This window comes from Bdellovibrionota bacterium (assembly GCA_040386775.1).
In the GTDB taxonomy this organism is placed as follows: domain Bacteria; phylum Bdellovibrionota; class Bdellovibrionia; order Bdellovibrionales; family JAEYZS01; genus JAEYZS01.
The window spans coordinates 265,094-281,495 of the sequence record JAZKEU010000017.1; the positions used below are offsets into that span (position 1 = coordinate 265,094).

At 40.2% G+C, this 16,402-nt stretch carries 15 protein-coding genes; 1 reads left to right on the forward strand and 14 read right to left on the reverse strand.

Annotated elements, in window-relative coordinates:
- Window positions 1-29: 29 nt before the first annotated feature.
- From pilM to gspC, 11 genes are all read right to left on the reverse strand, one after another.
- A complete protein-coding gene (gene pilM / locus V4596_11430; protein ID MES2769745.1) occupies window positions 30-1,664 on the reverse strand; it encodes a pilus assembly protein PilM in 1,635 nt (544 codons plus the stop codon).
- 124 nt (window positions 1,665-1,788) lie between these two features.
- On the reverse strand, window positions 1,789-3,108 hold the full coding sequence (locus V4596_11435) for a type II secretion system protein GspK (protein ID MES2769746.1): 1,320 nt from the start codon (window positions 3,106-3,108) through the stop codon (window positions 1,789-1,791).
- Complete coding sequence (locus tag V4596_11440) at window positions 3,108-4,046, reverse strand: GspJ family type II secretion system protein (protein MES2769747.1); 939 nt, start codon at window positions 4,044-4,046, stop codon at window positions 3,108-3,110. The genes V4596_11435 and V4596_11440 overlap by 1 nt, the downstream gene beginning before the upstream one ends.
- Window positions 4,043-4,558 carry a prepilin-type N-terminal cleavage/methylation domain-containing protein gene (locus V4596_11445; GenBank protein ID MES2769748.1) on the reverse strand — a complete coding sequence of 172 codons (516 nt, stop codon included), beginning with the start codon at window positions 4,556-4,558 and terminating at the stop codon, window positions 4,043-4,045. Before V4596_11445 ends, V4596_11440 begins: the two co-directional genes overlap by 4 nt.
- Window positions 4,555-5,157, reverse strand: coding sequence for a prepilin-type N-terminal cleavage/methylation domain-containing protein (locus V4596_11450; protein MES2769749.1), 603 nt, complete (start codon window positions 5,155-5,157; stop codon window positions 4,555-4,557). Before V4596_11450 ends, V4596_11445 begins: the two co-directional genes overlap by 4 nt.
- Window positions 5,126-5,584 (reverse strand): type II secretion system protein GspG, encoded by a 459-nt coding sequence (locus V4596_11455; GenBank protein MES2769750.1) that lies wholly within the window; start codon window positions 5,582-5,584, stop codon window positions 5,126-5,128. The genes V4596_11450 and V4596_11455 overlap by 32 nt, the downstream gene beginning before the upstream one ends.
- Window positions 5,585-5,743: 159 nt before the next feature.
- Entirely contained in the window at window positions 5,744-6,958 is a 1,215-nt protein-coding gene (gene gspF / locus V4596_11460) for a type II secretion system inner membrane protein GspF (protein ID MES2769751.1), read from the reverse strand.
- A gap of 93 nt (window positions 6,959-7,051) precedes the next feature.
- Entirely contained in the window at window positions 7,052-7,540 is a 489-nt protein-coding gene (locus V4596_11465) for a hypothetical protein (protein MES2769752.1), read from the reverse strand.
- A 178-nt stretch (window positions 7,541-7,718) separates the two neighbouring features.
- Window positions 7,719-9,407, reverse strand: coding sequence for a type II secretion system ATPase GspE (gene gspE, locus V4596_11470; GenBank protein MES2769753.1), 1,689 nt, complete (start codon window positions 9,405-9,407; stop codon window positions 7,719-7,721).
- 83 nt (window positions 9,408-9,490) lie between these two features.
- A complete protein-coding gene (gene gspD / locus V4596_11475; GenBank protein MES2769754.1) occupies window positions 9,491-11,881 on the reverse strand; it encodes a type II secretion system secretin GspD in 2,391 nt (796 codons plus the stop codon).
- Window positions 11,882-11,926: 45 nt separating this feature from the next.
- Window positions 11,927-12,994, reverse strand: a complete 1,068-nt coding sequence (gene gspC, locus V4596_11480; protein ID MES2769755.1) for a type II secretion system protein GspC — start codon at window positions 12,992-12,994, stop codon at window positions 11,927-11,929.
- A gap of 478 nt (window positions 12,995-13,472) precedes the next feature.
- On the opposite strand from gspC, the gene V4596_11485 reads away from it, so the two are divergent.
- Window positions 13,473-14,183 (forward strand): hypothetical protein, encoded by a 711-nt coding sequence (locus V4596_11485; GenBank protein MES2769756.1) that lies wholly within the window; start codon window positions 13,473-13,475, stop codon window positions 14,181-14,183.
- Between the two features lie 10 nt (window positions 14,184-14,193).
- On the opposite strand, the gene V4596_11490 is transcribed toward V4596_11485, so the two are convergent.
- The 3 genes from V4596_11490 to V4596_11500 all read right to left on the reverse strand — a co-directional run bounded on the left by V4596_11490 (window position 14,194) and on the right by V4596_11500 (window position 16,381).
- Window positions 14,194-14,538 carry a hypothetical protein gene (locus tag V4596_11490; GenBank protein ID MES2769757.1) on the reverse strand — a complete coding sequence of 115 codons (345 nt, stop codon included), beginning with the start codon at window positions 14,536-14,538 and terminating at the stop codon, window positions 14,194-14,196.
- Between the two features lie 95 nt (window positions 14,539-14,633).
- Complete coding sequence (locus V4596_11495; protein ID MES2769758.1) at window positions 14,634-15,794, reverse strand: hypothetical protein; 1,161 nt, start codon at window positions 15,792-15,794, stop codon at window positions 14,634-14,636.
- A complete protein-coding gene (locus V4596_11500) occupies window positions 15,791-16,381 on the reverse strand; it encodes a cob(I)yrinic acid a,c-diamide adenosyltransferase (GenBank protein ID MES2769759.1) in 591 nt (196 codons plus the stop codon). The genes V4596_11495 and V4596_11500 overlap by 4 nt, the downstream gene beginning before the upstream one ends.
- Between the last annotated feature and the right edge of the window lie 21 nt (window positions 16,382-16,402).

The window sequence follows — 16,402 nt, forward strand, 5'->3', positions numbered from 1 at the left end:
TCCTTACCCAGTGCTTCTTCGAAGCACTACTATTTAATCTTTCTATCCATTTTAAAACTCATATGAAATACCATGCGCCCATCTTTTGAAGCGATCGATGGCGGAAGTTCTTGCAACTTTTTATCTGAAGCTAAATTTCTTAAAAGACTTTTTATTGTATTGAGTTGGTCTTGGGAGCTGACTTCTCCTTGAAGAACAACGAATTCACTGCGAACGGCAAATTGACGAATGTCTACGGGAAGAGTTTTTCTTTGTGGCAATGAACTTGAAATTTTATTGATGATTTCAAGAGGTGAGTTGATCACCTTAAGATCTGCAAGTTTTTGATGGTCGCTGATTTCTTTTTTCTTTTCACGAATGAATGTGCTGATCGCTCCAGGTCTGGCTTGAGCACCTTTTAATCCTACAGCCGGCGATCTTGCCACATTGGACAAAGCTTCTGTGGCTTTACTTGCGAGATTTACCGCAAGCATTTCTCTGGAATAAGAATAAATAGCAAAGAGAACAAGAGCCGCGGATACGTACTGAACACTTTTTTTCCATTTCTTCCAGAAGACAGTGGCATTGGCTCCAGCTTTTGTGAAAACGCCTTTTCTAAAGTTTACGGGAGGATTCTTTGGCTTTCTGAGGCCTTCAATGGCAAGACCGATAGCAATTGCAGAATCCTTTTGGAGTTCATTTGTTTGTGCAGCGTAAACTTTAATTCCGCTAGATAAATGACTGATCGGAGTGCAAATGATTCCTAATTTGTTTGAGAGGTAAGGAGCAATGTTCACCAGGTGGCTCACGCCGCCAAGCAATTGAATATTCTGAATTGAAATTGATTTTTCACTTTCAATTTCTACGATAGTTTTTTTAAGTTCATTGACGAGAGGATTTAAGGCTTTGACAATGGCATTGGAAAAAGTGATTTGATCTTTTGTTGCGCCATCGTTCTTGGTTAGAACGAATCCTTTTTCTTGTAAGCCTTTTAAACCTTCAGCATAAGAAATTTCATAAGTTTTTTGAATGGCTTTAACAATCTCCAACCCACCGATTTGAATGGATCTGGTCTCAATAAGCGTTTGATTTTGCATCACCATCAAGATGGTTTTTGAATGTCCCATATGAAGGTAAATGTCGGCGCCCGTAGTTTCGCCTAAAGTTTCTGCTTCCGGCGGAGCCAACCACCAGTTTGTAAAGAGATTAGATAATGCAAAACCATCGGTACTGATCACGTCAGGATCAAGTCCCGCTTCATTTGAAAGCTTTATGATGTCATCGATATATTTATTAGGAGTCGCGCAAGCGAGAACTTCCGAAGATCCGCCAGTGAACTTTACGATCTTTGCATCAAAGATGGCTTTGTCTTGATCAAAAGGAATTTCATCTTCTAATTCAAAGGGTAAGCTTTTTAAAATTTTAACTTTTTCGCGGAAGGGAAATGATTTATTACGAATGCTCACTCTATCTTGAGAAACACCGACTACAAATTTGCATAGGTGAGGATCATAGCTTTGAGCAATTCTTGCGAGGGCAGATAAAATTTCGATGCGTTTGTCTTGAGAAATATCTAAGCTATAAGGAATTTCTAAAAAATCGCGCAAGATAAGTGATCTGCCAGTCAACTCAACGTCTGCGACTTTTATGCTGAGAGTTCCAATGTCGATCCCGATGCTTCTCATGTGTGTGCTCTTGGTGGTCTTAAAATTATTTAAGTACTTAAGATGACTTCTATTTTTATTGTCTAACAGAGCGCCGAAGATATCAATTTCTCAAGCCAAAACCCAGACAAAGGTGTTGGTCGAATTAGTTTTCCCACCAGTAGACGACGCGTGGTTTTTGATCTGTGGATGTTGCGCCCGCTGCAGGTGTTTGCGGGTTGTTGCCGGCGCCAGATTTAGGATTAGGATCGTCGGCATCGGGTATTCCATCATTGTCATCATCGGGATCTTGATCGTCAGGTATTTTATCCTTGTCGGTATCGAGAGGGCCACCGGAGCCGCCAGGACCACTTTGACTTTGATTATCTTTGTCCAGAATCGCAATCATCTGATCACGAACCGCCTCCACATCATAAACAATCGCAATAATCTCTCGAGTGACGTTTTGGAATTCACCCGTGACTTTGATTCTAAAATTGTATTCATTGCCGAAAAGAAGAGGAATCTTTGAAGCGTTGAACGTTTGTTGATTGGCACTTATAAAAGCAATAAATTCATTTTCATCTTTGAATGGTCCGCCTTTTTCCAAATCATTTCTTCGGCTGATGATTTCGCTCGCCATTTCGTCGGTAATAATAGGATCAATGGATTTTAAAATTTCTGCATTGGCTTGATTGACGTTAATCCCTTTAGAGCCATACACCGTCACGTGAGGCAATAGAATTTGAAAAACATCTTCTCTCATCCCATCGACCATTTTGAGTTCATCCATAGTTTGGAAAGGTCGGTTGGGAGGAATGACCGCATCATCGTCGGCGTCTGGATATCGAGATTTTTCATCGCCGCCATTTGCACTCACGCTGTCTTCATCCACCCAGTCTTGAAGATTATTGATCAATTCTTCGTAATCAAAGTTTTTATTTTTCTCGGCCCACACATCGTCTTCGGCTTCAAGCTTTTGCACGAAGATCTTAGTGAGTTGTTCTTTTGTCGCTTTCTTTAAACTTTCACTCAAGGAATCCAAATCATTGATATCAATCTTTGAGCCTTCCGCCGAAATTTGTGCCACATATCTTGCATCCATAAAAGAATCACTCGTCGCAGTCTTTATTTGGTCTTTGTCGGCAATGGAAGTTTCTTCAGGAATAGAAGGGGGCCAAGTGAAAGGCATGGACCAAATCATTTGTAGTAAGCTCTCTTGTCCTTTGAGTTGGCTTCCGTATTGCTTATTGATACTTTTAAAGAGCTGAATCCTTAAAAGCGATAGTTCCATTCCAGCCTTGGCCGCATCGTAGGCTTTAATGCGATGATATTCTTTGTTTGAAAGGATGTATTCCACGCTTGTATCGAAATTCAATTCTACCGCGAGGAAAGCCATAATCATCACGCAGAACATGGCCATTAGAAGGGCCACGCCTTTTTGATTTAACTTTTGAGGCTTTCTAGAGGGAAATTTAAAATTCATCAATTTCCTCCTCCTTTGGAGTAATCGACTTCCCCCGGAGCATCATTATCGATTTGTTTTGTTTGCGAAGTGGCGGCATCCATATTATTGGGAAATCTCAATGCCACTACGCGGATAGCAGAAACTTCTTTTTTATTCTGTTCCACGGTGAGGGTCACTTCCACGGCGGAAGGGAATTTGTTTTTTAAAGCGTCATCATTTTCGGTCGTAGATTCCCAATTGTCGACCCAGTCTTCTTTTTCTTTACCGAAGTATCGCAATTCAAATTTCTTAACACCTTCGATAAGGACCGTGTCTGTTCCGCCTTCATCGACTTTGTCATCGATGTAGGGAGAAGTTCTTCTCCATAAACACTTGGTTGGAACATCTGGGTTGGATAAACTTTTGCAGGACTTCACGTAGTATCCAACTTCCTGTTGGTCGGAAACTTTTTCTCCCGGTTGAATGGTGATGTTGTTGAGATTGGTAAAGTGAATGGAATCTTTGGTCCCTTGGAAAGCTGTGTGATTTAAAATTTGACGAATTTTAAAATTTTGATAAATGGGCGAATTTGGATTTCCGGTACCTTTCGGAGGTATATCGTCGGCGGTTCCTAGCTGACCGTCAGGTCCGGGTTGTGCCGTACCACCACCGGTATTGGCTTTCTTTTTCTTTTCAATTTCCTTTAAAACTTCGCTATTCACGTCCTGATAATGGAAAGCGAGATTGATATCACGTTCGATGATTCTCATCGCGGAATTGATTGCAGATCTTTGATCAATGTTTTTTTGAACTTTGGTTTTGAACTCGGCACTTCTTCTCATGGATTGGGACACCATCACAGTGAGGAAGGCCATGATCGACATCGCGATAACAACTTCAATGAGTGTGAATCCAGTTTGTTTTGTTTGGGGCGCTAATTTCTTTGGTGGTAAACATTTTTTAGAGCTAATTATCATATACCCGCTCCCGGAGCAGGAACGCCGCCAGCATAATTCACAATGTAAGAGGTCGTAGAGTATTGCACGGATTTGGATTTTGCTTTCCAGACAATCGTGATTCTCATCTCTTTGATGTTTTTAGAAAAGTGACCAGTCATTTGTTTTACGATGGTTCTTGTCATCTCATCGATGCGTCCATCTTCTGCCATCATCAGTGGTGTGAGGTCTGGAAATTCTAAAACTCGAACTTCCGCCTTCCAGGATAGATCTGGAAACTCATCACCAAAGTCTCCATCTTCTTCTTCAGGAATTGCGGTAAAACCAACTTGATTGTATTTAATTTCAAGTTCAGTTGTTTTACTTTTTAAAAGCGAAGTGATGATCTGAACTTTTTCTGATTTTCTAAATGAAAAAACAGTTCCGCTCCAAGAGGAGGACAGGGCTACGAGAGCGCCAGCCAAAATGATGGTGGCGAGAAGCACTTCTATTAACGAGAAGCCCTTGCTGCTCTTTGCGAGATAAAAGTTCATTGAATGTCCTTTAAACTTTTATATTCGGTCAAAACTGTTCCGACGCCAGTAAGGGGATTTAGAATGATGGTCCACTTGATGGCTTTTTTATTTGTTAAGTGAATGGCAGCTTTGGTAACCAGTCCTTGAGGGAAAAAATAAACATATGCTTTGCCAGTTGTGACTTTATTTTTTTCTGAATATTCAATGTCTTCAAAATAAAATTTGCCAGGCAATTCTTCGGCTTTTTTCGTGGTTTTTTCGTCCATCTCAAAGCCAGTTTCAGAAGTTGCTTCCTCTTCTTTTTTATCCTCGTCATTTTCATTGCTGAGAGTGAGAGTTAAGTCTTTTTGAGTGGCGCGTTCAACCCAGTAAGTGTGAGGTTCGTTAGGATCTTCCGGCATGGTAAAAACCATACGATGAACCATTCCGGTGAGACGTGCGGCAGTTTGGGCTTGTTTTGTAATGACGGTGAGTCTACGAACGGCGGATCTCACTTGATCGCCACTCGATAACTTTGGAACGGCATAGAGAGCTAGGCCTGCAACGAGACCTAACACGAGTAAGACTTCGAGTAAGGTGAAACCTCTAGAGGTCCTCAGAAGAAATGTCGGCATCATTACCTGACCCGCCTTCTTTTTTGTCTTTACCTAAAGATTTGATCGTATAGCTTGATCCACTCGCTTCATATATTAAATCGGTGTTCCAAGCATCTTGTGGATATTTATCTAGATAGGCATCAGGTCCCCAGCTCTTACATTCTCCACCCGTGTTCTCGAGCAATCCATCAAGAGCTGCTGGATAGCTACCACAATCTACATAGTACAATTGCAAGGATTGAGAAACTTTACCCATGATGATTTTTGTTTCTTGAACTTGTGATTTGAAGAAGTTTTTGAATACGCCTTGAGCAAGGAGTGTCAACAATCCTCCAACAATACCCAATACAATCAAAATCTCAATCAAAGTCATACCAGCTTGGCCTAACTTTGTTCTTGGTGTTCTTGATCTAATTTTTGATTTTAAATTTCTAATAGTTAAATTCATTCAGTGCCTCCACAAACATTTCAAATTTTTCAACCGACTTATTAAAGCAGAATATTAACAAATTTTTACTTCATCACCAACGCCAAAAGGCGCTTAGTCGCTTTTGGCGACCAGGTGCGGCGCCAAAAGCGACACAAAAAACGATAAGCGCCTTTTGGTCTATACGCCCTGAGACATTTCGATAATTGGCATCATGATGGCAAAAACGATAATACCGATCACGAGACCCATGCTCACGATCATGATAGGCTCAAGTAAACTCGTGAGTCCTTGAATGCTGTTTTTCACTTGGAAATCGTAGGCATCACTGACTTGAGTGAGCATATTTTCTAGATCTCCCGTTTTTTCCCCGATGCTGATCATAGTAATAACAAGCGGAGGGAATTCTTCAGATTTTTTAAGAGGACCTGCGATAGATTCCCCTTCAGAAATATTTTCTCTAGCTTGGTCGACAGCTTTGGCTAAGACCGCGTTGTTCACCACGTGTCTCACGATGTCCATAGATTGAAGCATCGGTACGCCACCAGCCAACAGAGTAGAAAGAGTTCGAGTGAATCTACTCACGGCAATCAATCTTGCCATTTTTCCAACCACAGGCATTTGGAGAACGATTTCGTCCCATTTGTCTGAGCCTGCCGGAGTGGCCTTCCAGCTTCTGAACATCACAATCACCGCAATGCCAACCACAATGATAATGTGCCAATAATTAACAATGACGCCGCTCAAGTTGATAACGATTTCAGAAAACCACGGAAGCTTTTTATCGGAATCTTCAAAGATCTGCGTGATTTTGGGAATTACAAAGATAAAGAGTACAAAGAGCATTCCAAGAGTAAAAAGCATCATGATCACGGGATACATCATGGCTGATTTTACTTTTGAATTGAGTTCGTTCTGAGCTTCTGTAAATTCCGCTAGTCTCAAAAGAATAATATCCAAGGTTCCAGACATTTCTCCGGCCTCAACCATGGAAACATAAATATTATTAAAAATTTTTGGATATTTTCTCATGGACTTGTGAAGTTGCGAACCTTCATTCACTTGGTTTCTAAGTTCAGAGCAAGCTTCTTTTAAAGTAGGATTTTCCACTTGCTCAGAGACGGCAGAAAGAGATTCCACAAGAGGAACATTGGCCTTAATCAAGGTCGCAAGCTGTCTTGTCATCATGGATAGATCTTGAACGTTAACTTTTGTTCCGCTGCCAGGTTTCTGACTTTGTTTTTTAGCTAGGGCTCTTTGTTTATTTGCGAGTTCGGTGATAAAGACGCCATCACGCTTTAATTTAAGACGAGCAGTACGCTGATTTTCAGAATCAACAATTCCTCGAACGGTTTTCCCAGTTTTATCTATTCCTCTATACTCAAATACAGGCATGAAGAAAGCTTATCAAGGGGACACAAGCGTAGCAAGAAAAGAAAAAGGAGGCTAAGCCTCCTTTTTCTATGTGCAATCTAGTCTTAAACTAAATTAGAACGCGAAAGTTGCTGCAGCACTTGCGTATTCAAAACTACTTTGTGTAATATCGTCTGTCATCCAGTTGAAATATTTGCTATATTGAACGCCCACTTTTGCAGTTGCAGAAACTTTATAATCAGCACCAATCTTTAAGCTTGGACCAAATGTTGTTTCGTCTTCAAGCCCGGTATCAACCATTGCAATACCGAAGCCTGGAGCAACGTAAACATCAATGTTTGAATCAGTTAGCATATGGATTGGCATGTTTGCACCCAAAGCCATAACCTCAGATACTGCAGCATCTTTATCATCTGTTTGCATGAAGAAATATCCACCAAGACCATAAAGGTTTGTTTTCTTCATTTCGAAATCAGCACCCAAGTGAATTGCACCTTGTGTGAATCCAAGTAAAGCTCTAACTGATTTGTTTTGTGCTTGAGCATTGATAGTTCCCGCTGTTAAAACGCAGAACGCAACTGCTGCTAATAGAATATTTCTCATGTTTTCTCCTGTTGTAGCATGATTGTTTATCAAACATGCTTATTTTATAATAATCAGTTAGTGATCGAAACATGAAAAATTATCTGAATCAAATAATTTAAAGCATTAGCTTAAGAATTGAGCTTAAACGCTAACAATTATAGTCAATTTGTGATGTAAAATGCAAAACTACAGAAATTTAGTCATCAAGCTGCGTATTTGCTAAAAGTTCTTCGAGAGTAGTGATTCCCATTAAAACTTTTCTTACGCCGTCTTCTCTTAGAGTTCTCATGCCTTGTTGAGTGGCCATTTTTTTGATAGCGCCCCCATCCATTTTTTGTAGGATGAGTTGTCTTATTTCCTCGGTCATCTGTAAAAGTTCGCAAACTGTAGTTCTAGAAATATAACCTTTTTGATTGCACTGACCGCAACCTACGGCTTTATGAATTGTTCCTCTTTGCGCTTCTTCTCTAGTAATACCCAAAGTCACCAGCTCAGAATCTGTCGGTTCATAAGGCACTTTGCAATGAGGGCAGAGAACTCTCACGAGTCTTTGCGCAATGACTCCCAACAGAGAAGAAGCAATCAAGAAAGGTTCGCAACCCATGTCCAATAATCTTGGAATCGCGCCGGCAGAATCGTTGGTATGAAGAGTAGATAACACTAAGTGACCAGTTAATGACGAGTTGATCGCGATCTCCGCGGTTTCGTAGTCACGAATCTCCCCAATCATAATCACGTCGGGATCTTGACGAAGAATCGATCTTAATCCACTCGCAAAAGTTAATCCAATTTTTGAATTCACTTGGATCTGACCCACTCCGTGAATTCTTTGCTCCACAGGATCTTCAACGGTAATGATATTGGTGTCGGTGTTATTGATTTTAGTTAAACAGCCATAAAGCGTTGTGGATTTACCGGAACCTGTAGGACCTGTTACAAGTAAGATTCCGTGAGTTTTTCCAAGCACATCATGAATCTTTGAAAGAGCTTCTGGAGAGAACCCAAGTTGTTCTAATTCTAGAATTACGTTGGATCTATCTTGAAGACGCATCACGAGACGTTCACCGTGAGCAGTCGGTACAGAGTTCAAACGAATATCAATGTCTTTACCTGCAAGCTTCAATGGAATTCTACCATCCTGAGGCAAACGTTTTTCCGCGATGTTCAAGTTACCCATAACTTTGATACGAGAAGTGATCGAGTTCTGAAGTTTCTTTGGTGGCTTAAAAATATCATAGAGCACACCATCGATACGGAATCTTACTACCATGTCTTTTTCGTAAGGTTCGATATGGATATCCGATGCTTTTTCTTTAACAGCACGAAAGAGAAGTGTGTTCACAAGTTTAATCACCGGAGCTTCATCATCCCCAGCCTCAAGCAAATCAATGATCGGTTCATCCAGATCATATTCTTCGCCTTCGAGATCATCAAGACCATGAAGGTGAGCCCCGGATTTTTCATAAACCTTATTGATCGCATCTTGAATTTTACTTGAGGTTGAAACCAACATATGAATATTTTTATCAAATAGCGCTCGAAGATCATCCATCACTTTGTAGTTCAAAGGATTAGAAGTCAGAACCGTGATCACACCTTGGTTGTCTTTGAAGGGGAGGATCGAATGAGTTTTTGCATAGTTGATAGGGATATTGCGAATAATATCAGCAGGGATGTCGTTGACGGGAATATCTTTTAAAAAATCTAACTCCAGCTGTTTACAAAGTTCAAAAAGAGCTTCATCTGGAGTAGAAATATTTTTCTTTCTTAATAGTTCCCCAAGCGTTGTTCCATCAGCCGTCTCCGTATCAAAAAGAGCCGAAAGCTCCTTTTCAGACATGCTTGTACTCTTAAGTAAAATATTTCCAACCGTATCAACAGCCATTCTATCTCCAAAGGTGAGCCGCACCTTTTCCAAAGGTTTGCGTCATTTGACGCGGATCTGAGCAAAAGGTGCGGCTCACCTTTTTATTCTTCGATGAATTCGTCTTCCTGTTCTTTGAGTCTATTCGTTTTTGTCGAAGGTTTCAACTTTGGACGCATATTTTCTGTAAATGCTCCGTGACGATCTTTTCCACCGAAGTTTTCTTTAATGTTGCGTACTCTATCATCCAATTTTCGAGAGAGTAGGCGACCAGAGTCTTCTGGGTTTCTGATTACTTTTGGCGTGATGAATACGATGAGATTTTGTTTTTCAACTTTATTTTCAGTCGACTTGAATAGCCATCCTAGAACTGGAATATCTCCCAATAGGGGAACCTTAATTACAGTTTCAGTTTGCGCATCTCTCATCAATCCCCCGAGGACTGCCGTGTCACCATCTCTCATTACGATATTAGTTTCAATAGCTCTGTCGGAAGTGGTTCTTGAAATTTTTCCCAATTCAGATCCATCAGTAGGGTTGGCATCAACTTGCTTGATGGTTTGCTTGATATTTAGTCTGACAGTTTCACTGCTCGGAGAAATATGAGGTTTAATCACAAGTTTTATCGTCGCTTTAACTCTTTCTACGTTAGGTGATGTTGCTCCACCCGTTCCTGTAGGAACAGCAGTCACTGCAATTGGAACCTCTTGACCCACTTCCACCGTTGCTTCTTCGTTATCCATAGCAATAATTTGCGGAGTTGCAAGGACATCAGACTTTGTATTTTGCTTTAGTAAACTTAAGAAGCCCATCAAGCTTTTTACGTTTACAGTTTGACCACCAATTTTAATTGGAACAGTTTCTCCGCTACCAAATCCTAAGATCGCGCCTTCACCACCAATGGCGGCAAGGCTGGCAATACTCGAGTGACCACCGAATCCTGCTCTTCCTAAGCCCTCAGTTCCTTTTTCAAATTTGTAATAAGAAATACCAAACTTAGTACTATCGTTACTTACCATCTCCATGATGATCGCTTCCACATATACTTGATCTCTTGGAATATCGATTTTATTCAGCAACGCTAGAACCGCTTGGTAATCCTGCTTGCTACCTACGATAATCAAAGAGTTCGTGTCTTTATCCGCAGAGATCTTAACGTCTGCCCCGAATAATCCCGATGAAGAAGAAGATCCGCTTTGAACGCCGCCCATAGGATTTCCAAAACCATCATTGAATACCGGAGGAGGCGGGAAGTTTTGCGCTCCTGCTTGTCCCTTTTGTTCGTCCTTCAATTGTTTTGCAATGCCATTGATGATGTCCGATATTTTTTCAGCTTCACCATGTTTTACATAATACACATAAGCGCCACCAGAACTTTCAGAAAGTCTAAAGTCCAAAGTCGCCACTAATTTTCTAATTTTATCGATACCAGATTTATTGCCCACTACGATTACAGAGTTTGTTCTGTCATCTGGAATCACTGTGGAGAAAGCACTTCCGCCAGTGGATTGCGATTGGCCACCAGGTCTGAATCTTGGAATTCCAGAGGAGAATGCTCCGGCAGAAGATTTCTTTTGGCCTTTGTTAATGATTTGGTCGATGAGGTCTGCAATGTCTTTTGCTTTTGCATTTTTGATATTGATCACGGCCAATTGTTCGTCAAATCCAGCGATATCCAATTGTCCCACGATTTTGATTAATCTTTGAACACTAGAAGCTTGATCCGAAACGATAAGAGAGTTGGTAGGTTCATAAATATCGATGTTACCATTTTTAGAAACGAGTTTTGTCGCAAACTTATTCATTTCTGCAGCGGGAACATATTTTAAGTGAATGATTCTGGTGATCATCTGATCTGTGTCTGGAGTGTAAGCGCCAGAAAAAATTTCTAAGTTGTCTCTTTGTGCATCTCTCACCGGAAGAATTTTTAAGAATTTTCCAGAAGGCACAATCGAGAATCCTCTGATCGCAAGAGCACTCAAGAACACTTTGTAAGCTTCTGCCACAGTGATTTGGGTTGGCGCCATGATGGTGATTTTTCCACTCACGTTGGGATCCACGATAAAATTTTTGCCTGTCAATTCCGAAATGGCTTTGATCACATCGGCGATATCCGCATTTGGGAAATCAAAACTATCGATAAGATCGGGATAGTTTTCATTTGTGATGTCCGCATCCGTGGCCTGCGAAAGAGGAGGAGTTTTTCTTTTCTTTGTTCCACTAAAGGCAGGATTTGCTGGACCTGAAGATGTTGGCGCAAAACTATTGTTCGGTGTTGGTGGCGGTGGAGGAGTATTTTGTTGTCCACCAAAGACATCATCGCCACCCGGAGAGTCACCCATATCCATATCAGGAGATTCCAAAAAATCATTTTCTTGCAATATATCTTCTTGAGCATGCACATTTCCAGTGAATGTCACGGGTGTGATCAGCGTAATTGCAACTGTGATCCACAATAATTTTAATTTTGCATTTGAGCGGCTCTTACTTATCATAAACCATCCTTGGTTCGGTGGGCATCATTTGCGCCCATTAAAATCTTATTCGTTAATATTAAAATTCAGCGACGCCGGTCTGCCGTCGCGTTCAATTTCCAATTCAATTCGTCCTTCATTACGGAGATTATTATAAAGCTCCATAGCTTTAGCGGGGCTATTGACCTTTTCGCCGTTAACGCCTTTGAGCACGTCACCAACTTTAAGACCAATCTGGCTAAAGACACTGTTCGGTTCAATTCCTAACATTTTAAATCCATCAACTTCTCCGCCGCTACCAGGAACAATGTTCGGAACAGCCGTGGCTTGCTGAAGAAGATCTGGAAGATTTTTTAAGTAATTATTTAAATCCGAGCGCTTGATCGAAATTGTGTCACCTTGCTGAGAAAAAACAGCAGTAGAAGCAGCAGGAGATGTCTTTGCAAAGCTCACCTTCGCGTCTTCAGGGATTTCGATATACTCTAAGCGTGAGCTCTGAGAGTTTCGAATGATAGCTTTTCTTCTTTGCACTTTCACAAGCGTAGCAATATTTTCAATTTGATCGTTGGGAAGATATGGAATCACTTCGTTCGTAGTTCTCAACTGAATTGTGGCCACACTCTTTGCGGGATTCACATGCACAATGGTACCGATAAGATTGAGGGGCAACGTTGATTTCACCGCTGGTCCATCATCTGCAAATTTTTCGCCCTCATTGGTTGAAAGAGGATTTGGAATGATCCCATCAGAGTTAAAAATATTTCTGTCAGTGATTGGCCCGTACTCAGTTCTAGATTTCATCTGCGGTCCAAAAGAACCTTTCTGAGGAAAGATAGGTGGTGCAGAAGTTGGCAGGAGCGAATCTCTCATAAATAAAATCGTAAGATCCGCAGAAAAAAGTGCGATCAAAAGAATCAACACTAAGGGAAGATGTTTATCAAAAGAGCCTTCACGAATTGTCTGTGGTCGGATGGGACGAGCGCCGTAGTAAGTTTGTGACGAAACATCTGCATTTGGATTAAAAATTCCAGTGGAAGTGTTTTCGAATTGGTCATTTCCTAAAGAGTCATTTTCCAAAGAGCTTTCTTTAAAAAAAGATGGGAATATTTTTTTTAAAATATTTTTGATAGCCATTGATGTGATTTCCCCGATGTCGCCGTATCTCTCTAAAGGTACCCTAAAGAAATGTTAGCAATGGAGTGCTTTTTCGGATACGAAATTCTTAAATTTTGGCTTTCAAATCCTATATATATGAAGAGTCTAGTCTTAGGTCTCGTTATGGCTGACCCAAGAATTTCTTATTACTTGAGATATTTTAAGCAGTTAATGAGTTTTGACCTGAGGCGCAATTACAATTTCATACGAAATCTTTTCAAGATGAGGGAATAGATTTTTAATTTTCGTCAAAATTAGGCATAACCCTAACAAGCTTTGTGATCAGTGTTTCGATGATGAGTAACTACGAAACATAAAAAAGTTCGGGGAAGATCTAAAGTCTCTTGCAAAAGTTCGTGGGGAATAAAAGCAAGAATTAAGCATCGGTCAAAGCGTACTAGAAAGTTTTAGGACTGAAAAGTTAGCCAGATGATGCGTGGGTGTGTGAGGGGTTTTAATGAAAGCGATCTTGTTTAGCGGTTTATCCATGATGGACCAGAGTTCTGTAAGAGAGTCACTAATTCGTATTCCTGAAGTTCTAAATCGTATCAAGACAGCACAAAAAACAGTCGACCAGTTAACAAATAGTTCCGTTGAATTGGTTAATTGCATGCTCGATGACGATCAAACTTTCACAGCGAACTGCAAAGTAAGAAGAGTTCTCGTAAATCTTGTGCAGCTTGGTCTTTATGATAGGCACGTAAAAAATAATGAAAAACCAAAATACTTTGTAGGTTCAATTTCAAACCTTTCGGCTATCGAACATTGTCTGGGATTCAGTTATATTGATGAATTTGTAAGATCAGTATGGTTCCAAGATCTAGAGGGTTCGGAAGCAGGGATACCTGTAATGTCTGAAAGTAAATATCAAGATATCCAAGTGATTCAAATGATGAATCGTAAACCGACACAATTCTATATTTATGAGTTTAGCCAATTGTCGACAGAGATGTCTGAGTCAAAGAAAATTGATGAAGCCGATAGTGCTGACAAATTGATCGTAAGACTTATTAAAAAATATGATGTGAAACAAATTGTAAACCTTGGTCCATCAGATTTATTGTTGGATCCAGTTTACAATCCGTTTCACCTGGAAGATATCAATGTGTTTAACACGATTGAGATCGATCCAATGTTGTCTTGGTTTTATTCCAGACTAGCATGTTAATCATGCTCACCTAATCACTCTCTAAAACGATATCGAATTGCTTGTTTCGTTCTTCGATGAGTTTATTCAGTTCATCCGGTGCACTTTTTGTAGCTTTTATATAAAAACTTTCAAAAGCGGTTTGGTTTTTTCTAATTTCTTCTTCTAATTTCTTTTGTATTATTTGGTAATCGGCACCTTTAGGGCTTTCCAATTGTTTCATTTTTTTAGTCAGCTCTATGAAGACGCGCTCTTGATGGGTGTAGTTCGTTCCGGATTCCAAAATGGTTTCATAAGAATATTTTGTTTTATGAAGAAAGTTCTCGTAAACCCTTGCCATAGAGTCTTCGATTTTTTCTGGTTCTGTGTGTTTCATAGATTCAGGATCCATAATTAGTTTAATAAAGATCGTAAAGCCTGCGCTTATGATTATAGAAATCAAAATGACCATCAAAAGTCTTCTGCGAAAAATCATACTAAAATAGGTTCGATTTCAGGAGGCGGAGTGACTTTGTGAAGTTGCAAGAAATCAGGCAGAGGTTTTTCTGGCGGAAGAATCGTGTAAATAGAAAAAGGAAGTTTTGAACTTAAAAAATTCTTTGGTGGCATCGTCAATGGAGTCTTATTGAAGTGCGGATAGCTTAGTAGCTCATCTTTTTGGGTGGTTCTAAAAACTTCGGCGAGTAATGCGCCAAAGATATCAGGATTGTCAGCATAGAGGTGAGTGAGGAACTTCATTTTCACTTCTCCACCGATGGCTGGAAGACGTTTTACGAAACCAAAATAAGACATCCATTTAGAAAATTCATAAATTGTTTCACCAAAGCCTGTATAATTTAAAACTGAGATGCCTAAAATATGAGAGGCTTTCCACGGGGCCACACAGCCGATGATGTTGTTTCTTGAGTCTTTGGCGATCAAGAAATTATGCATATCGAAACCTTTCCATTTTTTGAATCTCTCTAAAAGAAGATCCACAGAATAAGGAAAGCTTAAAGGTTTGTGAAGAGCTCTACTTTTCAAATAGGAAGCAAGTGGTTCAAGATCATTGGGGCTCATTGGCGCAATTTTGATCGATTTTAGAAAGGGAAGATCCGTAAAAGGAACTTTTCCATGAATTGTAATCAGATCATATTTTCTATAGAAATAATATCTAGGGATATGTCTTCTCGAACTTCTCGGACGAATCAAAGCATTGTAGGCTTGAGTTTGATTTGAATTCATAATTGAAAATACGTAATCACAATTTCGAGTGACCGCAGATTCAGTCATTGCTGGAAGTAATTTTTCTGGCCACTGAACAATAGCTTGTCTTGAATTTGCTATTCTTAAATCTGTCGCAAAGCCAACTTGAGTTTCTTCGCCGTTCAAAAGAGTTTTTCGGTACAAAATGCTAGCGATGCCTTCGATCTCATCTTTTTCATCGACCATTTTGAAAGTGACAAAGTCATCGGTTTGCAAACGATACTTATCAAAGAACGAACCTTTGCGATCCACGACAAGTTCCATGGGGGAATTGGTTAGGAAAGGCTGTTTGATGACAAAGTTTTTAAGTTTATCACTGTCAGATTCTTGAGCTACTTCAACTCTCAATTCGCCCTTTTGGTCTGTCGGGTGCGCTGGATTGCTCATTTGGCTTCACTCATTTTTTTTGACCATTCGATCTCAGGAAACCCTTCAACTTTATTGCAATATCTGGCGATCACAAAAAGAAGATCGCTGAGGCGATTGAGATACTGAATAAGCAATGGATCAACAGAATTATTTTCATCGCGAAGTTTTAAGCAGAGTCTTTCTGCGCGCCTGCAAACCGTGCGTGAAATGTGAAAACTCGACGAAGAAATCGAGCCGCCCGGCAGAATAAAATTCTTCAGTGGTGGTAGTAATTCTGTAAGTTCATCAATTTTTAATTCTTGTTTTTTAATGTCTTGCTGTAAAATTGTGGGAAGTTTTTTTTGCATTTCGCTGTCTGCGCAGGCCAGTTGGCTTCCGATGTTAAAAAGATCATTTTGAATTTGAAATAAAATATTACTCAAAGCTTTTGCGAGTTCTATTTTTTTCGGACTCAAGCTCATATGGCTAAGGGCAACACCGATTGTCGAATTCAGTTCATCGAGTGTACCGTAAGACTCAAGTCTAACGTGACTCTTCAAAACCTTTTCGCCGCTCACAAGGCAGGTTTCGCCTTGATCGCCTTTTTTGGTATAAATCTTTGCCATTCAAATTATTAGTTCAACCTT